The organism is Aureimonas sp. AU20, assembly GCF_001442755.1.
Classification (GTDB): domain Bacteria; phylum Pseudomonadota; class Alphaproteobacteria; order Rhizobiales; family Rhizobiaceae; genus Aureimonas.
In genome coordinates this window covers 220,666-234,727 of the sequence record NZ_CP006369.1, presented here as the reverse complement: position 1 = coordinate 234,727, position 14,062 = coordinate 220,666, and the positions used below count along the sequence as shown (strand labels likewise).

Below are 14,062 nucleotides of genomic sequence, written 5' to 3'. Positions count from 1 at the left end.
ACGCAAGCCATGTCATCGACAGGCCGCCGGTCTGATTCGAGCACAACAACAAGGTTCATGCCTACGAAGGCGCTCGGCACCCCCTCACCGCGCGGATCCATCGCGTTCCGACAAGCCATCCGATCCTGCCCGATCTTTCGGGGGCGACATCATCTCGATCAATCTCGATGCCGCCTCCCGGCCTTCCGAAAGCGTCGCGATCTGCGAGGCGCGGTCACTCGCCAAGCGAGCGGACGAGATCGTTCCAGCCATAAGCAAGTAGAGGGCGCGGCCGTCCTCACGTCGTTCTGTTGGGAGGTAGGACGCAACATCGTCGAAAAGGTGCAGGCACTGCTCTTCGGCGCAGCGGCGCACCACCGACGAGTGACGCCACAGCTCGCCCAATAATGCGGCGACGAGGCATCCCCGCTCTGGATGATCGAGGTGCCGCTTGCTGATATATTCTTCGATGATGCGCGCGATCGGCGCGATACCATCCGCCCGGGCCGCCGCCGCCCAGCTTGCCATGAAGCCACGGGTCTCCTCTGACGCCCACGTCAGAGCTGCGACGAGGAGATCGTCGCGATCGGCGAAGTTCTTGTAGAACGCCCCCTGCGTCATCCCGAGCTCGCGCATCAATGGGACGATGCCGGTCGCAGCGATGCCATCCCTTCGCAGAACGCGCGAGGCTGTTTCGACGATGAGCTGGCGTGTTCTCGTCTTCTGATCAGGAGGATAGCGCATGATAGAGAACGCCGGGTTGGTTCGCGCCAGCCCTTGCCAGAGCACCGGCGGGGACGAAGTTCGGCCAAGACATCGACCGGACAATGGTGATCCGCCGCGCCCTGTCAATGAAGGCACGAGACGATGCTCCGGCGCTGACCTAAAGCACTAGCAGAACCTCGTGGGGTCGGCTGGCCTTCGTCTTCCCACCGTGGAGTTCGTCGCGAATGCTTGGCCCTGTCGCCAACATCACCCAGGCTTCGCTCAATCTCCCGACGAAAACCCCTCGACCTTCCTCCGCCCAGAGGTTTCGTTAGGCGATTTTCAAGCGATTGCGCGCAGGAAGCGGTCGATCTCGGCCACAAACTCATCGACATACTGGAACAGAAAAGCGTGCCCTGCATCCGGGTAGAGCACGAGCTTGGCGTTTGGCGCGTCACGGGCGATCACGAAAGAGCCAAACGGCGGCAGCATCCGGTCACGATTGCCGTTCGCGACGAGGATCGGCATCGCCATCTCGCCAAGTCTCGGACGGCTGGCGTCCGGACCCGCACCATAGGACTTGGACGCGGCCTGCTGCGCGGCGATCGCGGCTTCGCTCACCGCGGGCCCGGCGGATACGGCGGCGACGCGGCCCAAACTCGCCTTACCCGCCGCCAGACTTGCGTCGCTGTCGCCGAAGAAAAGGTAGAGGAAGTCCGCTTCGTTCTGCTGCGGCTTCGCCTTGACGCTCGCCACCTCGGGATCGGGCGCAACCTCGCTAATCGCGCCAGGGCTGGTGCCTGCAAAGATCATGCTGCGGACGCGGGTGGGAGCCTTCAAGGCCATCCACTGGGCGACCTCGCCGCCGAGAGACCAGCCGAGAACATCGAAGCTGTCCAGCGCAAGCGCTTCGGCAAAGGCGAGAGCCCCATCCGCCATCTCGGGCATGGACGAAGGCGTCGTGCCCTTAGACCGCCCGATGCCGGCATTGTCGAACCGAATTATACGCCGTCCGGTCGCGACCAGCGCTTCAACGAAAGCCGGATCCCAATCGTCGATCGTACCTTTGAAACGCTGGCAAAGCAGCATCGGCTCGCCGTCGCCGTCGATGCGATAGGCCAGCTGTCCGACGCTGGTTTCGACATGCTTTACCACGCCGTGGGTGGGAGGGAGTGTCATCGCGATCCTCGCCAAGATTGGATATAGCAGTGTATCCAATGACAACTGCTTTCGGTTGTCTGAGGTTCCCCAAGGGGTACGGACGCTGACGAGCGTGGGAATCGCCTGAGAGATGCCTTTCGGCATCCTGCCCGATCTCGACGAGGCGATGACAATGTCTCCCTCTGTCCGCTACCCTTCGGAGGCGAGAAAGCGAATATCCTTGGCTCCGGTCCAGAGTGTGCCGCGTCCGAGTTCGGCGAGTTTGTCGAGCCCATCCGTGATCGTCAGGAAATGATTCCCGGCGAGCGGACCTGCCTTGGAGGCGAAGGCGACGGGTCCATAGGCGAGAAGGATTTCGGTCTCCGAGACACCACCGGGGTAGAGGATCATCTGGCCTGGATGAGGATGGCTCGTGGCATTCTCATAGCCGAGGCCAAAGTCGGTGCTGCCGAGCGGGATCCAGCAGGCTTCGCCCGACCAGCGCACGTGAATGACGCGCTCGCTATAGGGAAGGAGCTTGCGAAAGGCCTCGACGGTCTTCGGAGCAGCCCCCTCGAAGCGGGCGGGAAAGGAATGGCCGTCGATCTCGACGATGATGTCGCTCATGGAATCTATCCTTGGACGTGAGTGAGGGAGGAAGGCGTTCAGACCGGACCGGCGCGATTTGGAGAAGCAGCGGTCTGACGGCGGCGATAGCGACCGGCGCCCATCTTTCCCGCCAGCACCCCGTTCTCGATCATGACCGTTCCGCCGAGGATCACCGTGGTCGGCCATCCCGTTATCTCCAGGCCCTCGTAGGGGCTGTAGTCGGCGGCATCATGAAGCGCGGCGTGGCGGATCGGGCGCGTCTCGTTCGGGTCCCAGATCGCGATATCGGCATCCATGCCGACCGCGATCGAGCCCTTTGTCGGCAGTCCGTAAGTCTTGGCATGGTTCGTCGATGACAAGGCGACGAAGCGTTGAAGGTCGATCCGACCCTTCATCACGCCTTCCGAGAACAGAATCGGCAGCCGCGTCTCGACGCCCGGAATGCCGTTCGGGATATGACGAAATCCCTCGCGCGCCCTTGGGTTGAGCTTGCCTGTGGGGTCATCGTAGCGGAAGGGACAGTGATCGGAGGAGAAGAGGTCGAAGACGCCGGTCTCGATGCCGTTCCAGCATGCGACCTGAGACGCCGTGTCTCGCGGGGGCGGCGAGCAGACGAACTTCGCGCCTTCCCAATCCAAACCATCGAGGTCGGCGGCCGTCAGCACGAGATATTGCGGGCATGTCTCCCCGACGACGTTGACGCCGCGGGCGCGCGCCGCGCGGATCTCGGCGATCGCCGGCTCGTTCGACACGTGGACGATGACGATGCGCGTGTCGACGATCTCGGCCAGCGAAAGGGCCCGGTGCGTGGCTTCGCGCTCCACCGCGACGGGCCGCGTCGAAGCATGGAAGCGGGGCGCCAGATCGCCTGCGGCTTCGGCCCGGTCGACGAGATAGCGGATCGCGTCCTCGTTCTCGCAGTGAACCATGACCGTCGCGCCCGTTCGGCGCGCGAAATCGAGCGTTTGCAGGATCTCGGCGTCGTTCAGGCGCAGACCCTCGTAGGTCATGAACACCTTGAACGATGGATAGCCATCGGCAACCAAGGCCGGCAGATCCTGCCCGATCATCGCGCCGTTCACCTCGGGCAGGATCAGGTGGAAGGAATGATCGGTGTAGCAGCGCCCTTCCGCAAGCGCGTGGTAATCCTTCAACGCCTCTCGCAGAGGCTGCCCCTTTCGGGGCAGGCAGAACGGCAGGACGCAGGTATTGCCGCCGAACAGGGCCGAGCGCGTGCCGCTCTCGAAATCGTCGGCCATCACGATGCCGTCACCCGAAGGCTGGGACAGATGCACATGGCTGTCGATGCCCCCTGGCAGGACGAAGCGGCCGGAGGCGTCCACCTCGCGCACCGCGGCGCCGAGCCGCTCGCCGATCTGGACGATGCGCCCGTCGCGGATGCCAAGGTCGGCGGCAAAGACGTCGGAGGCGGTGGCGAGCGTGCCGCCGCGAATGATCAGGTCGAGCATGGGTCGTCTCTCAATGGCGCAGGATCTTGCCGAGGAAGCTTTTCGTCCTCGGGTTGGTGACGTCGGAGAAAAACGACTCGGTCGGCCGATCCTCGATGATCTCACCGCCGTCTATGAAGATGACGCGCGAGGCGACGCTGCGGGCAAATCCCATTTCGTGCGTGACGCACATCATGGTCATGCCCTCGCGCGCCAGGCCCACCATCACGTCGAGCACTTCGGCGATCATTTCCGGGTCCAGCGCCGAAGTCGGCTCGTCGAAGAGCATGGCCATCGGGTCCATCGCCAAGGCGCGAGCGATGGCGACGCGCTGCTGCTGGCCGCCGGAGAGCTGCGCGGGATATTTGGCGTAATGGTCCGCGAGGCCGACGCGATCGAGCAGCGCCATCCCTTTGCGTCTGGCCGCGTCGGGGCTGCGCAGGAGCACCTTTTCCTGAGCGATCGTCAGGTTCTCGATGATGGACAGATGGGCGAAGAGCTCGAAGTTCTGGAAAACCATGCCGATGCGGGTTCGAAGGTCCGGCAGATCCGTCTTCGGGTCGCCCACCTCGATCCCGTGGACACGGATCGACCCTTGGTCGAAGGGCTCGAGCCCGTTGACGCATTTGATCAGGGTCGACTTGCCCGAGCCGGAGGGGCCGCACACGACAACGACCTCGCCCTTATCCACCCGCGTGGAACAGTTCTTTAGAACCTGGAACTTCCCGAAGGATTTGGTGACGCCTTCGATCTCGATCATGGACGGCCTCTCGAAAAGCGCGCGACGGAAAAGGGAGCGATATCGTGGGACGGCGCACGCCCGGTCACGAGATCGGCGGTCAGGCGGCCGACCAGGGGTCCGAGCGTGTAGCCGTTGGAGGTTACGGCGTTGAAGAACCCGGGAGCGTCGGGGTGCTCGCCGAGGATCGGCGCGCCGTCTATATTGATGTTCATCGCGGCCCAGCTTCGGATCACATGGGCCTTTCGCAAGCTCGGCACGACATGCTGCGCAACCCAGAGATTGCCTTCCAGGCTGGCCAGCAGCGGACGGGGATGCTGGTCGACGGGATCGAGACCAGCCGTCCAGCCGCCGCCGATGATGACATTGCCGTTGGTGGCCTGCTTCAGCGTCAGATGCCGCCCGGCATGGGCGACGAGGCACGAAACGAGGGGCGCGACGGCCTCGGTCACCACCATCTGAAGGGGCGCGCCGAAGACGGGAACGTCGAGTCCCAGCATGGCGCCGATGCGAGACGAGAAAGCGCCTGCGGCATTGACGATCCGGCGGGCCCGCACGGGCCCGCGTTGCGTTTGAACGGTGAAGCCGTCCGTCTCGCGCGAGATGGCGCAGACCTCGGTGCGCTCCAGAAGCTTGGCGCCTGCCGCGATCGCGGCCGCAAGAATGCCTTCGGTCGCGACGAGCGGGTTGATCTTGCCTTCGGCCGGGCAAAACGCGGCGCCCAGGAAGCGGCTCGACAGGGCGGGCTCCATCAGCTGCAACTCGGCCGCGCCGATCACGTGCGACGGGACCCCTTGCGCCCGCTCCAGGGCCGTCTTGGCGTCCAGAAAGCGCAGATGCTCCTCGGTTTCCGCGACCATCAACCCGCCGGAGACCTTGATCTCGAAATCGCGCCCGAGTTCGGCCTCCAGGCTGCGCCAAAGGTCGATGGAATCGCGCTGCAGCGGCAGCGTGCGAGCCGCCGGCCCCCCGCCCGCTTCGGCGCGCGCGCCATAGTCGAAGGACAGAAGCTGAGCGTGGAGGCTTCCCGCATTGCCGCCGGACGCCCCCGAGTTGGCCACGTTCCGCTCGGCGATCGCAACGTCCTCGCCGGCACGGGCGAGGAACAGGGCGGTCGCCAGCCCGGCAATTCCGCCACCGATGATCAACGTTCCGACCTGGGTCGGCGGCAACCGCTCGCCGGGGGGAGCAGGTCGGTCCGGCAGATGGGCGCGGCGATGGCCGCCCCACTCGGGCTTCTCGACCGCCAGCGCCGCCAAAGGCACGGGCCGCAGGGGCATTTGGGCCGCGAGCTTGGGCGCGACGGCCCGCGCCTGTGGATCGCGGGCGGCGAGTTGGGCAAGAACCGGTCCGCAATACCGGCCTTGGCAACGGCCCATTCCGGCGCGGGTCAGCCGCTTCAGGCTCGCCATGTCGCCATGGGCGCTCCCGCGCAGGGCGCGCTCGATCGTCTCGAAGCTCACCGCCTCGCAGCGACAGGCGAGGGTCTGCGGCGCGGGCCGAGACGGTTCGTCGGCCGCGAACAGCGACCAGAGGGCCGCCTGAAAGCGCTCGTGGCGGGCCAGTCGCCGCCGGTCGGCCCGCTCGTCCCCTTTCGCGCCCTCAAGGTTCTGACGACGGGCGATCTCGCGCGCTGCAAGCCGTCCCTGCGCCATCGCCACATGGGCACCGGCGAAGCGGCCCGCTTCCCCCACCACGAAAACGTCCTCCAGCGATGTCGCGCCGTTCTCGTCTCGCACAACTTCCAAGCGGCCGTCCGCCTCGCGATGGGCGCAGCCGAGAAGCCGCGGAAGCTCGTTGGCGGACGCAAATCCGTTGCCGACGACCACCGCATCGACAGCGACGCGCCGCTCGCCCTCCGCCGTGGAGAAGATCGCCGCCTCGACTTGGCTCTCGCCTTCGATGCGAAGGAGGCTGGCGCCCCAAAGGAGTTCGATCCGCTGGCGCGCCAGCCGCGCCATCTGCTCCAGGCCGCGCAAGGCCAAGGCGGGATGCGCCGCGATGAGCCGCGTGGCCTCGCGGCGGCGGGACGAGGGAGACGGCGCCCGTTCCAGCACGGCGACGACGTCCGCGCCCGCCTTCTTCAGTTCCAGGGCGACCTGGATGTTCAGCGGCCCGTTGCCGGCGACGAGAACGCGGTGTCCGATCGGAACGCCGTAGGAGCGGATCAGCGTTTGCGCGCCACCTGTCGTGGTCACGCCCGGCAGCGTCCAGCCCGGCACGGCGAGCGGGGTCTCGAAGGCGCCGGTCGCGACCACGAGCACGCGCGGGGCGATGCGGCCCGCGCGCCCGTTCGCCACCGTCGCGAGCACGAGGCGCCCCACAGCATCGCGCTCGGCTCCCCATACGAATGTTTGTTCCCGCAAGACGACCCCAAGGCCCCGCACCCGAGACACGAGGTGCGCGCCCTCGCGCATCTGACGGTCGGGCTCACCTATCGCGGGGTGCGCGCCTTGTTTGAAGTACTGGCCCCCAGGGGCGGGACGCTCGTCGATCACGACGACACGGATGCCGTGCGAGGCCGCCGTCTCGGCCGCTGCCAGCCCCGCCGGACCGGCACCGACAACGAGCATATCGACCGCTTCTTCGGGTATGGCGATGGGCGGCTGCGCAAGATCGGCGAGCGTGGGATCGAGCAGGTCGGGCCTTGCGGGCTGAGTCTCGATCCGCTGGCCATCCACGATCTTGGTCAGGCAAGCGCGCTGGCCGGCGGAACCGTCCACCATTACGAGACAATCGTGACAGACGCCCATGCCGCAATAATGGCCACGCGAGCTTCCGTCCCTCCCCTGCGACTGCGCGCGGATCCCCGCCGCCACAAGTGCGGCCGCGACGCTCTCGCCCGGGACGGCCGCCAGCGGGCGACCATCGAACGTGACCGTCGCAATCGCGCCATCACGAACCGAGGTGGGCCGAACCACGCGCATGGTCTCAGGCGGCCAGAGAGCGCGTCAGGCCGAAACGCTCGACGAGAGCCTTCATGCGCGCGTCGTCCGCAGCCGGTAAAGGCAGACGCGGCGGACGCGGACCCCCGACAGAGAAGCCCATATGGCCGAGCAAGGACTTCGTGCCGGCAACGTAGAAATGTCCGCCGACCGCTTCGATCAACGGCAGCCATTCGAGATAGAGCGCATGCGCTTCCGCGATGCGGTTCTCGTCCTTCACCAGTTCGAAGATGCGCGCCATCGGGCCAGGGGCGACATTGGACGCGACGGCCACCCAGCCTTCCGCCCCCTCCACGAAGGATTCGAACCCGAGAATGCCACCGAACACGGTCATGTCGTTGCCGGCCTTGCGAATGATGTCGCGGACCCGCGTGACCTCCAGCGTCGATTCCTTGATGTAGTCGCAGCCGTCGATCTCGGCGATACGCGCCACAAGATCGGGCTTCAGATCGACATTGGCCGTCGCGGGATTGTTGTAGACCATGATCGGAATGCCGACGCTCTGCGCGATCGTGCGATAATGGTGGACGATCTCCTCGTCGGTCGGTGTGGAGTAGAAGGGGGGAATGATCATCGCGCCGCTGGCGCCGAGGTCCTCCGCCTGCCGCGTCAGGCGCACGGCCTCTCGCGTGTCCTCCGCGCCGGTGCCCAGCAGCACCGGCACCCGGCCTGCCGCCGCCCCGATCACGGTGCGGGCCACGGCGAGACGCTCGTTCTCCGACAGCGACAGGAACTCGCCGGTCGAGCCCAGCGGAATCAATCCGTGGATGCCCTCCTGGATCTGCCAGTTCGTGAAGGCTTCGAGGGTCTGGAGATCGAGTTCCCCGTCAGCGTCGAAGGGTGTGATCATGACGGTGTAGACACCGCGGAAGGCTTTGGCCATGTCGAGGAGATCCGTTGAAGGGATGGGTCAGCGTCGGTCGGCAGCCGCAAGCGGCTGGTCGGCGCGTCCGAAGCGGCGCTCGATGCGGCGCTGCACGATGTCCCAGAGCGTTGTTAGGAGGAGGTAGTAGAGTGCCGCGACGGTGAAGAGTTCCAAGACCTGGAACTGCTCTTGGATCAGCACCTGCGTGCGCCGCAGAAGCTCTTCCATCGAAATCACCGAAGTCACCGAGGTCGTCTTGAGAAGGCCGTTCACCGAATTGCCGAGCGGCGGCACGATGATCTTCAGCGCCTGGGGAATGACGATGTAACGCATGATCTGCGGCTCGCGCATGCCGACCGCGCGGGCGGCGCGGACCTGCCCTTTCGGAACGGCCTCGATGCCGGCGCGGATGATCTCGGCGAGATAGGCCGCCTCGTTGAGGGACAGGCCGATGAGAGCGGCCTGCCAGACGTTGAAGCGAATGCCGAGTTCGGGAAGCGCCGTGTAGATGACGATGAGTTGGACGAGAAGCGGCGTGCCCCGGAACAGCCAGATGTAGGCCCCCGCCACCCCCGACAGGAGACGGCTCGGGGAACGCCGCAGGAGGGCAAGGCCGAAGCCAAGCGCAAGTCCGGCAAGAATGGCGACCACCGTCAGCCAGAGCGTCGTGAAGACGCCTTGGAGAATGAAGGGGTTCACGAGGTAGCCGAAGAAACCCGGCCAGCTCCAGTTCAGCATCTGCTCTCGTCCTTCCGCGCGAACGGCTTCAGCTCAGCGAACGGCTTCAGCTCGCCGGTCCCTTGACAGCGAGCGCGCCCGCCGCCGGCTCGACCCCGTATTGGGCGAAGAGCTTGTCGAAGGACCCGTCGGCCTTCATCTCGTTCAGAACCTGCAGGACCGCGTCGGCCAGGGGGCGGCTCTTCATGGCGAGCGCCACCGGCGTCGGCCCGATGCCCCCGAGGGCGCGGTGGAACTGGCCGCGCTTGGCATATTCCTCCGCGACGCCGTCGATGGACACCATCGCATCCACCTGCCCCGCGCGCAGCGCCTGATAGGCGAGGGCGAAATTGTCGAAGGTGCGGACGGTCAGCCCTTCCAGACCCTTCTCGCGCAGTTGCGCGTCGATGGCCTTCGCCTGCTTCTCTTCGAACCCGCCGATCTCGACACCCACGGAATGGCCGGCGAGATCCTCCAGCTTCTCCACCTTCACGGCGGACTGGGTGGCGGTGGAAATGCTGATCGCCTGATTTTCGTAGGGGATCATCTGCATAATTTTCGCGCGCTCTTCGGTAAAGAAGATGCCGGTGTTGATGAGGTCCCAGCGGCCGGACTGGAGGCCCGGCACCATCGCCGAGAACTCGATCCGCACATATTCGGGCTCCAGGCAAAGGCGTTTGGCGATCTCGGTCCCGAGTTCGACCCGCATGCCCTTCAGCTGCCCCGAGGAGTCCACGAACTGAAGCGGGGGCAAGGTCGGGTTGGTCGACATCACCAGCTTGCCGGGCTGAATCAAGGCGTCGGAGGGAACACGCGGCTGACAGTCCTGCGCGTGAGCGATCGTGGACAGGAGGGACAGGCCGAGGGTCAGGGCGGAAATCGCAGCACGCATCTGATGGGAGCTTTCTCAGGGAGGAACGATCATCGCATTCTAATGGTATACCACTATCATGCAGCAAGATTTTCGCTTCCGCAAGCGCCTCCGATGCGATGAGAGAATAAGGTTCGAATGTCGGACGAGGGCCGAGAGCATGCCCTCCCCCGCCGATCTTGCGTACCTGCCTCGGGGGTCTGCCTCGGTGGCTGTGGCCGCCTCTCTCTAAAAGCGTTCGAGAATGCGCCGCCGGATGCCTTCGAGATGATGTCGCATGGCCTCGGCGGCGTCTTCGGAGTTGCGGGAGGTCAAAGCGGTGAGAAGGTTCCGATGCTCCGGCCCGTCGGCGTTGCGCAGCGGCCGACGCCCCGTCTGGCTCTCGTAGAGAGTGGTGTAGCGACGCATCTCGCTCAGCACCCGTTCCATGAAGGGATTGCCCGAGCGCGACGCGATGGTGCCGTGCAGGTCGTCATCGAAGGCAGCGAGGGCCTCGCGCGAGGGATCCGCCTCCGCTTCCAGGCTGGACAGGCCGGCGTCGAGGCGTTGGAGATCGTCCTCCCCGATGGCCCGCGCGGCGAGCGCGGCCGCCGAAGGCTCCACCAAGGTCCGCATGTCGAGGCTCTGGAGATAGTCCGAGAGACTGATCGCCCGGATCGTCAACGCGCCGGTATTGCCGCGCACGAGAAGCCCCTCCCCGGCAAGGCGGCCGAGCGCATCGCGCAAGGGCGAACGGGACAGGCCGATCTCGGCCGCCAGACGTCGTTCCTGGATCGGCGTGCCGGCGGCCAGGCGTGCCGAGAGGATGCCCGACAGGATATGTCGATAGGCCTGTTCCGACAGGCTGCCCGTTTCCTCGTTTTGCAGATGGTCGCTCATCGTCGAAGGTTTCCCGTTCCCTGCTTGCCGACAAGTGGTATACCGGCAATCGAAGCAAAGCGTGAGCGAGGACAGGCGGGCCGAATGGAACCATCGAGCGCAGCACCGGGTCGCGCTGCGATCAGCGAGCGCGGTCTCAACCTCGTCGGACTCGCCTATCGCTCCGTTTCCGACATGATCCGCGACCGCCGCCTTCGTGGCGGGGATGTGATCGTCGAGGCCAAACTCGCCGAAACCCTTGGAATTTCACGCACGCCCATGCGCGAAGCCTTGCAGAGGCTGGAAGGAGAAGGTCTCGTCCACAAGGGCGATGGCCGCAACTATGTCGTTCGCCGGGTCGAGCTCGGCGAATATCTGCAAAGCCTGAAGCTGCGTCTGCTGATCGAGCCGGAGGCGGCGGCGCAAGCGATCGGCAGCATCCCGAACAGGCAGATTTTCGCCGTTCGCCACGAGATCAACGAGTTGCTGACGGCCACGACCTACCATACGGATCGGCATTGGCTGTCCGATGACAATTTGCATGGCATGATCATCGAGCATTGCGGCAACGAGGTCATGGCGCGCGTTTTGCGCGAGCTTCGAGCGACGACGCGCCTCTTCGAGATCGACCAGCTGAAAGACCGCTTGATCCCGGACTCGACCGAGCATCTGCGGATCATCGAGGCGCTTCAGGCCTCCGCCGTCGCCGAAGCGAGGGAAGCGGTCGCGGCTCATGTGCGCAGCCTCATCGACTTCGCGCTGCAATCGCTCCTGCCGAAGTAAGCCAGCGGAAGCTCTCCCGTTGTCGAATTCCGAGAAGAGCCGGCAGCCGTTTCGTTTCAATGCCTCCGGGCTGTCCGGCTTTTCCAACGCGAAGCCTTCGGAACACCTTCGAAGCCGTGGAACGAGGCCAATGCTATGGCGCCCTGACATTGGCCGGCCGGGTCCTATCTTCGTCCTCGACGATCCGATGACGACAACCCTTCGAGGGACTGAACCATGGACTTCGTGAAGCTCGGCCGCACCGGCCTCGACGTGTCACGCCTATGCCTCGGTTGCATGAGCTACGGCGAACCGGGGCGCGGCAACCACGCCTGGACGCTGCCCGAGGCGGAGAGCCGGCCCTTTCTTCGCAAGGCGCTCGATCTCGGGATCAATTTCTTCGACACCGCCAATGTCTATTCCGATGGCTCCAGCGAGGAGATCGTCGGACGGGCGCTGAAGGAGTTCGCGCAGCGCGACGAGGTGGTGGTGGCGACCAAGGTGCAGGGCCGCATGCGGCCGGGGCCGAACGGAGGCGGCCTGTCGCGCAAGGCGATCCTCAGCGAAATCGACGCCAGCCTGCGCCGGCTCGGCATGGACTATGTCGATCTCTACCAGATCCACCGCTTCGACCCGGAGACGCCGATCGAGGAGACGCTGGAAGCGCTGAACGACGTGGTGCGCGCCGGCAAGGCCCGCTATATCGGCGCGTCCTCCATGCATGCCTACCAGTTCGCCAAAGCGCTGGCCATTTCGGAGCGCCGGGGCTGGGCGCGCTTCGTGACGATGCAGAACTACGTGAATCTGCTTTATCGCGAGGAGGAGCGCGAGATGCTGCCCCTTTGCCGCGAGGAGGGAATCGGGGTCATTCCATGGAGTCCGCTCGCGCGTGGGCGTCTGACACGCGACTGGGACGAAGCGACGAACCGTTCGGAGACCGACACGTTCGGCCGAACCCTTTACGCCGACACGGCCGACGCCGACCGCAAGGTGGTGGAAGCGGTGGCTGCGGTCGCCGCCGCCCGGGGCCTGCCACGGGCGCAGATCGCGCTGGCCTGGGTGCTGCAGACGAGCCCCGTCGCCGCCCCGATCGTCGGCGCCACCAAACCCCATCATCTCGACGACGCCGTTTCGGCCCTCTCCGTTCGACTGACGCCCGAGGAAATCACGGCGCTGGAAGAACCCTATGTTCCCCATGCGGTGACAGGCTTCTCCTGAGTGCTTCCGCCAATCCACGCGGCATAGCGCCTCTTGGAGCGGCACGCCTGTGAGCTCGATCTGAAGATGGCCGAGCCGATAGGCGTTTCTCGGAGCGTAAGGTTCGGATAGGCGGCGGGCGCGCGATCGACGCCCATGCGATCGCCGATATTTTAGTTGCGACCAGAGACTGGGCGCGGCGGATCGTTCCTCCAGTTTCGTCGTCGTTGACGGGATGCACCACCGGAACAGGAAAAGCGCCCGGCACCGTGCCTCCATTTAGCGAACCACAGCCGGGTCCGATTGCCGTCATGACGCTCGAAATCCTGATCGCCTTTCTCGCACGCCTGTCACTCGTCCTTCTGTTTCTGCCTTTCAGCGCGCTCGACAAGCTGCTGAACTTCGCGGCCGCGACCGAGCAAGCCGGTGAGGCCACGAGCAGCCGAGGGCTGGCGAAGGCTCTCATCCTCACCGGTCTCTTCGTCGAGGTGGTGATGTCGCTGGGCGTCCTGACCGGCGTCGCGGACCGGCTCGCCGCTTTCGTCCTGGCCGGGTACTGCGCGGTCACAGCCGCTCTGTTCAAGCCATTCTGGCGTGCCCCCGACTTCCGGCTCCGCGGACCGTCGAAGGGGCGCGAGACGATGTGGGACTTTCCCAAGAACTTCGCCGTTGCCGGCGGCTTCCTTCTCATCACCTTCGGGACGCAGGCCGGCGATGCGGATGCATTCTTCGCCGCGCCCCTATCATCGACCCACCCCTATGCCACCGGAGCCAACCCATGAGCGACGACAAGCCCACCGTTCCCTATTGGCACCTCTACACGGACGACGACGGCGTCAGCCGGCAAAAGCGCTGCACGATGACCGAGTTCGAGCTCAAGAGCATGCAGCCGCCCGCGGCGCCGCAGTGGCAGGGTCACAAACATCACGACGGCATGACGGTGATGGTGACGGTACAGCCGGCGGGTTGGGAGGGCGCCTGGCACGAGAACCCGTCGCCGCAATGGATTATCCCGCTTTCGGGTCGCTGGTACGTCGAGTCCATGGACGGCACGCGCGTCGAGATGGGGCCGGGCGAGATTTCCTTCGGCGAGGATCAGGGCACGCGCGAGCGGGACGGCCGCAAAGGCCATATGTCGGGGACGGTGGGCGACGAGCCGGCCGTCCTGATGGTGGTGCAGTTCGACACCAAGCGCGAGCAAACGACGCCGTGCCGCTTCGTTTGACC

General features: G+C 65.5%; 14 protein-coding genes. 4 read left to right on the top strand and 10 right to left on the bottom strand.

The genetic code is table 11. The features are described from left to right. Nucleotides 1–84: 84 nt before the first annotated feature. From M673_RS20125 to M673_RS20080, 10 genes are all read right to left on the bottom strand, one after another. Nucleotides 85–723: a TetR/AcrR family transcriptional regulator gene (locus M673_RS20125; protein ID WP_082657496.1), complete on the bottom strand. Its 639-nt coding sequence runs from the start codon at nucleotides 721–723 to the stop codon at nucleotides 85–87. A gap of 303 nt (nucleotides 724–1,026) precedes the next feature. Continuing rightward, complete coding sequence (locus M673_RS20120; protein ID WP_061978505.1) at nucleotides 1,027–1,863, bottom strand: alpha/beta fold hydrolase; 837 nt, start codon at nucleotides 1,861–1,863, stop codon at nucleotides 1,027–1,029. A 171-nt stretch (nucleotides 1,864–2,034) separates the two neighbouring features. Then, complete coding sequence (locus M673_RS20115; RefSeq protein ID WP_061978504.1) at nucleotides 2,035–2,451, bottom strand: DUF3830 family protein; 417 nt, start codon at nucleotides 2,449–2,451, stop codon at nucleotides 2,035–2,037. A gap of 38 nt (nucleotides 2,452–2,489) precedes the next feature. Continuing rightward, nucleotides 2,490–3,902 (bottom strand): dihydropyrimidinase, encoded by a 1,413-nt coding sequence (hydA, locus tag M673_RS20110; protein ID WP_061978503.1) that lies wholly within the window; start codon nucleotides 3,900–3,902, stop codon nucleotides 2,490–2,492. Between the two features lie 10 nt (nucleotides 3,903–3,912). Next, the gene (locus M673_RS20105) at nucleotides 3,913–4,641 is read right to left on the bottom strand and encodes an amino acid ABC transporter ATP-binding protein (RefSeq protein ID WP_061978502.1); all 729 of its coding nucleotides are present in this window, start codon (nucleotides 4,639–4,641) and stop codon (nucleotides 3,913–3,915) included. Then, a complete protein-coding gene (locus M673_RS20100) occupies nucleotides 4,638–7,541 on the bottom strand; it encodes an FAD-dependent oxidoreductase (protein ID WP_244493230.1) in 2,904 nt (967 codons plus the stop codon). Before M673_RS20100 ends, M673_RS20105 begins: the two co-directional genes overlap by 4 nt. Before the next feature lie 10 nt (nucleotides 7,542–7,551). Next, nucleotides 7,552–8,448 carry a dihydrodipicolinate synthase family protein gene (locus M673_RS20095; protein ID WP_061978500.1) on the bottom strand — a complete coding sequence of 299 codons (897 nt, stop codon included), beginning with the start codon at nucleotides 8,446–8,448 and terminating at the stop codon, nucleotides 7,552–7,554. Nucleotides 8,449–8,475: 27 nt separating this feature from the next. After that, the gene (locus tag M673_RS20090; protein WP_061978499.1) at nucleotides 8,476–9,168 is read right to left on the bottom strand and encodes an amino acid ABC transporter permease; all 693 of its coding nucleotides are present in this window, start codon (nucleotides 9,166–9,168) and stop codon (nucleotides 8,476–8,478) included. A gap of 46 nt (nucleotides 9,169–9,214) precedes the next feature. Then, nucleotides 9,215–10,039, bottom strand: coding sequence for an ABC transporter substrate-binding protein (locus M673_RS20085; RefSeq protein WP_061978498.1), 825 nt, complete (start codon nucleotides 10,037–10,039; stop codon nucleotides 9,215–9,217). Between the two features lie 207 nt (nucleotides 10,040–10,246). Further along, the gene (locus tag M673_RS20080) at nucleotides 10,247–10,897 is read right to left on the bottom strand and encodes a GntR family transcriptional regulator (RefSeq protein ID WP_061978497.1); all 651 of its coding nucleotides are present in this window, start codon (nucleotides 10,895–10,897) and stop codon (nucleotides 10,247–10,249) included. An 84-nt stretch (nucleotides 10,898–10,981) separates the two neighbouring features. On the opposite strand from M673_RS20080, the gene M673_RS20075 reads away from it, so the two are divergent. The 4 genes from M673_RS20075 (at nucleotide 10,982) to M673_RS20060 (ending at nucleotide 14,060) form a co-directional block, all read left to right on the top strand. Continuing rightward, a complete protein-coding gene (locus M673_RS20075) occupies nucleotides 10,982–11,659 on the top strand; it encodes a GntR family transcriptional regulator (protein WP_061978496.1) in 678 nt (225 codons plus the stop codon). A 216-nt stretch (nucleotides 11,660–11,875) separates the two neighbouring features. Continuing rightward, a complete protein-coding gene (locus M673_RS20070) occupies nucleotides 11,876–12,856 on the top strand; it encodes an aldo/keto reductase (protein ID WP_061978495.1) in 981 nt (326 codons plus the stop codon). A 290-nt stretch (nucleotides 12,857–13,146) separates the two neighbouring features. After that, the gene (locus M673_RS20065; RefSeq protein WP_061978494.1) at nucleotides 13,147–13,617 is read left to right on the top strand and encodes a DoxX family protein; all 471 of its coding nucleotides are present in this window, start codon (nucleotides 13,147–13,149) and stop codon (nucleotides 13,615–13,617) included. Continuing rightward, a complete protein-coding gene (locus M673_RS20060; RefSeq protein WP_061978493.1) occupies nucleotides 13,614–14,060 on the top strand; it encodes a cupin domain-containing protein in 447 nt (148 codons plus the stop codon). Before M673_RS20065 ends, M673_RS20060 begins: the two co-directional genes overlap by 4 nt. Nucleotides 14,061–14,062: the final 2 nt, after the last annotated feature.

What these genes read in the sequence shown, in the direction of transcription:
- M673_RS20125 (WP_082657496.1), bottom strand. Translation starts at nt 723, where the DNA reads ATGCGCTATCCTCCTGATCAGAAGACGAGAACACGCCAGCTCATCGTC.
- M673_RS20120 (WP_061978505.1), bottom strand. Translation starts at nt 1,863, where the DNA reads ATGACACTCCCTCCCACCCACGGCGTGGTAAAGCATGTCGAAACCAGC.
- M673_RS20115 (WP_061978504.1), bottom strand. Translation starts at nt 2,451, where the DNA reads ATGAGCGACATCATCGTCGAGATCGACGGCCATTCCTTTCCCGCCCGC.
- hydA (WP_061978503.1), bottom strand. Translation starts at nt 3,902, where the DNA reads ATGCTCGACCTGATCATTCGCGGCGGCACGCTCGCCACCGCCTCCGAC.
- M673_RS20105 (WP_061978502.1), bottom strand. Translation starts at nt 4,641, where the DNA reads ATGATCGAGATCGAAGGCGTCACCAAATCCTTCGGGAAGTTCCAGGTT.
- M673_RS20095 (WP_061978500.1), bottom strand. Translation starts at nt 8,448, where the DNA reads ATGGCCAAAGCCTTCCGCGGTGTCTACACCGTCATGATCACACCCTTC.
- M673_RS20090 (WP_061978499.1), bottom strand. Translation starts at nt 9,168, where the DNA reads ATGCTGAACTGGAGCTGGCCGGGTTTCTTCGGCTACCTCGTGAACCCC.
- M673_RS20085 (WP_061978498.1), bottom strand. Translation starts at nt 10,039, where the DNA reads ATGCGTGCTGCGATTTCCGCCCTGACCCTCGGCCTGTCCCTCCTGTCC.
- M673_RS20080 (WP_061978497.1), bottom strand. Translation starts at nt 10,897, where the DNA reads ATGAGCGACCATCTGCAAAACGAGGAAACGGGCAGCCTGTCGGAACAG.
- M673_RS20075 (WP_061978496.1), top strand. Translation starts at nt 10,982, where the DNA reads ATGGAACCATCGAGCGCAGCACCGGGTCGCGCTGCGATCAGCGAGCGC.
- M673_RS20070 (WP_061978495.1), top strand. Translation starts at nt 11,876, where the DNA reads ATGGACTTCGTGAAGCTCGGCCGCACCGGCCTCGACGTGTCACGCCTA.
- M673_RS20065 (WP_061978494.1), top strand. Translation starts at nt 13,147, where the DNA reads ATGACGCTCGAAATCCTGATCGCCTTTCTCGCACGCCTGTCACTCGTC.
- M673_RS20060 (WP_061978493.1), top strand. Translation starts at nt 13,614, where the DNA reads ATGAGCGACGACAAGCCCACCGTTCCCTATTGGCACCTCTACACGGAC.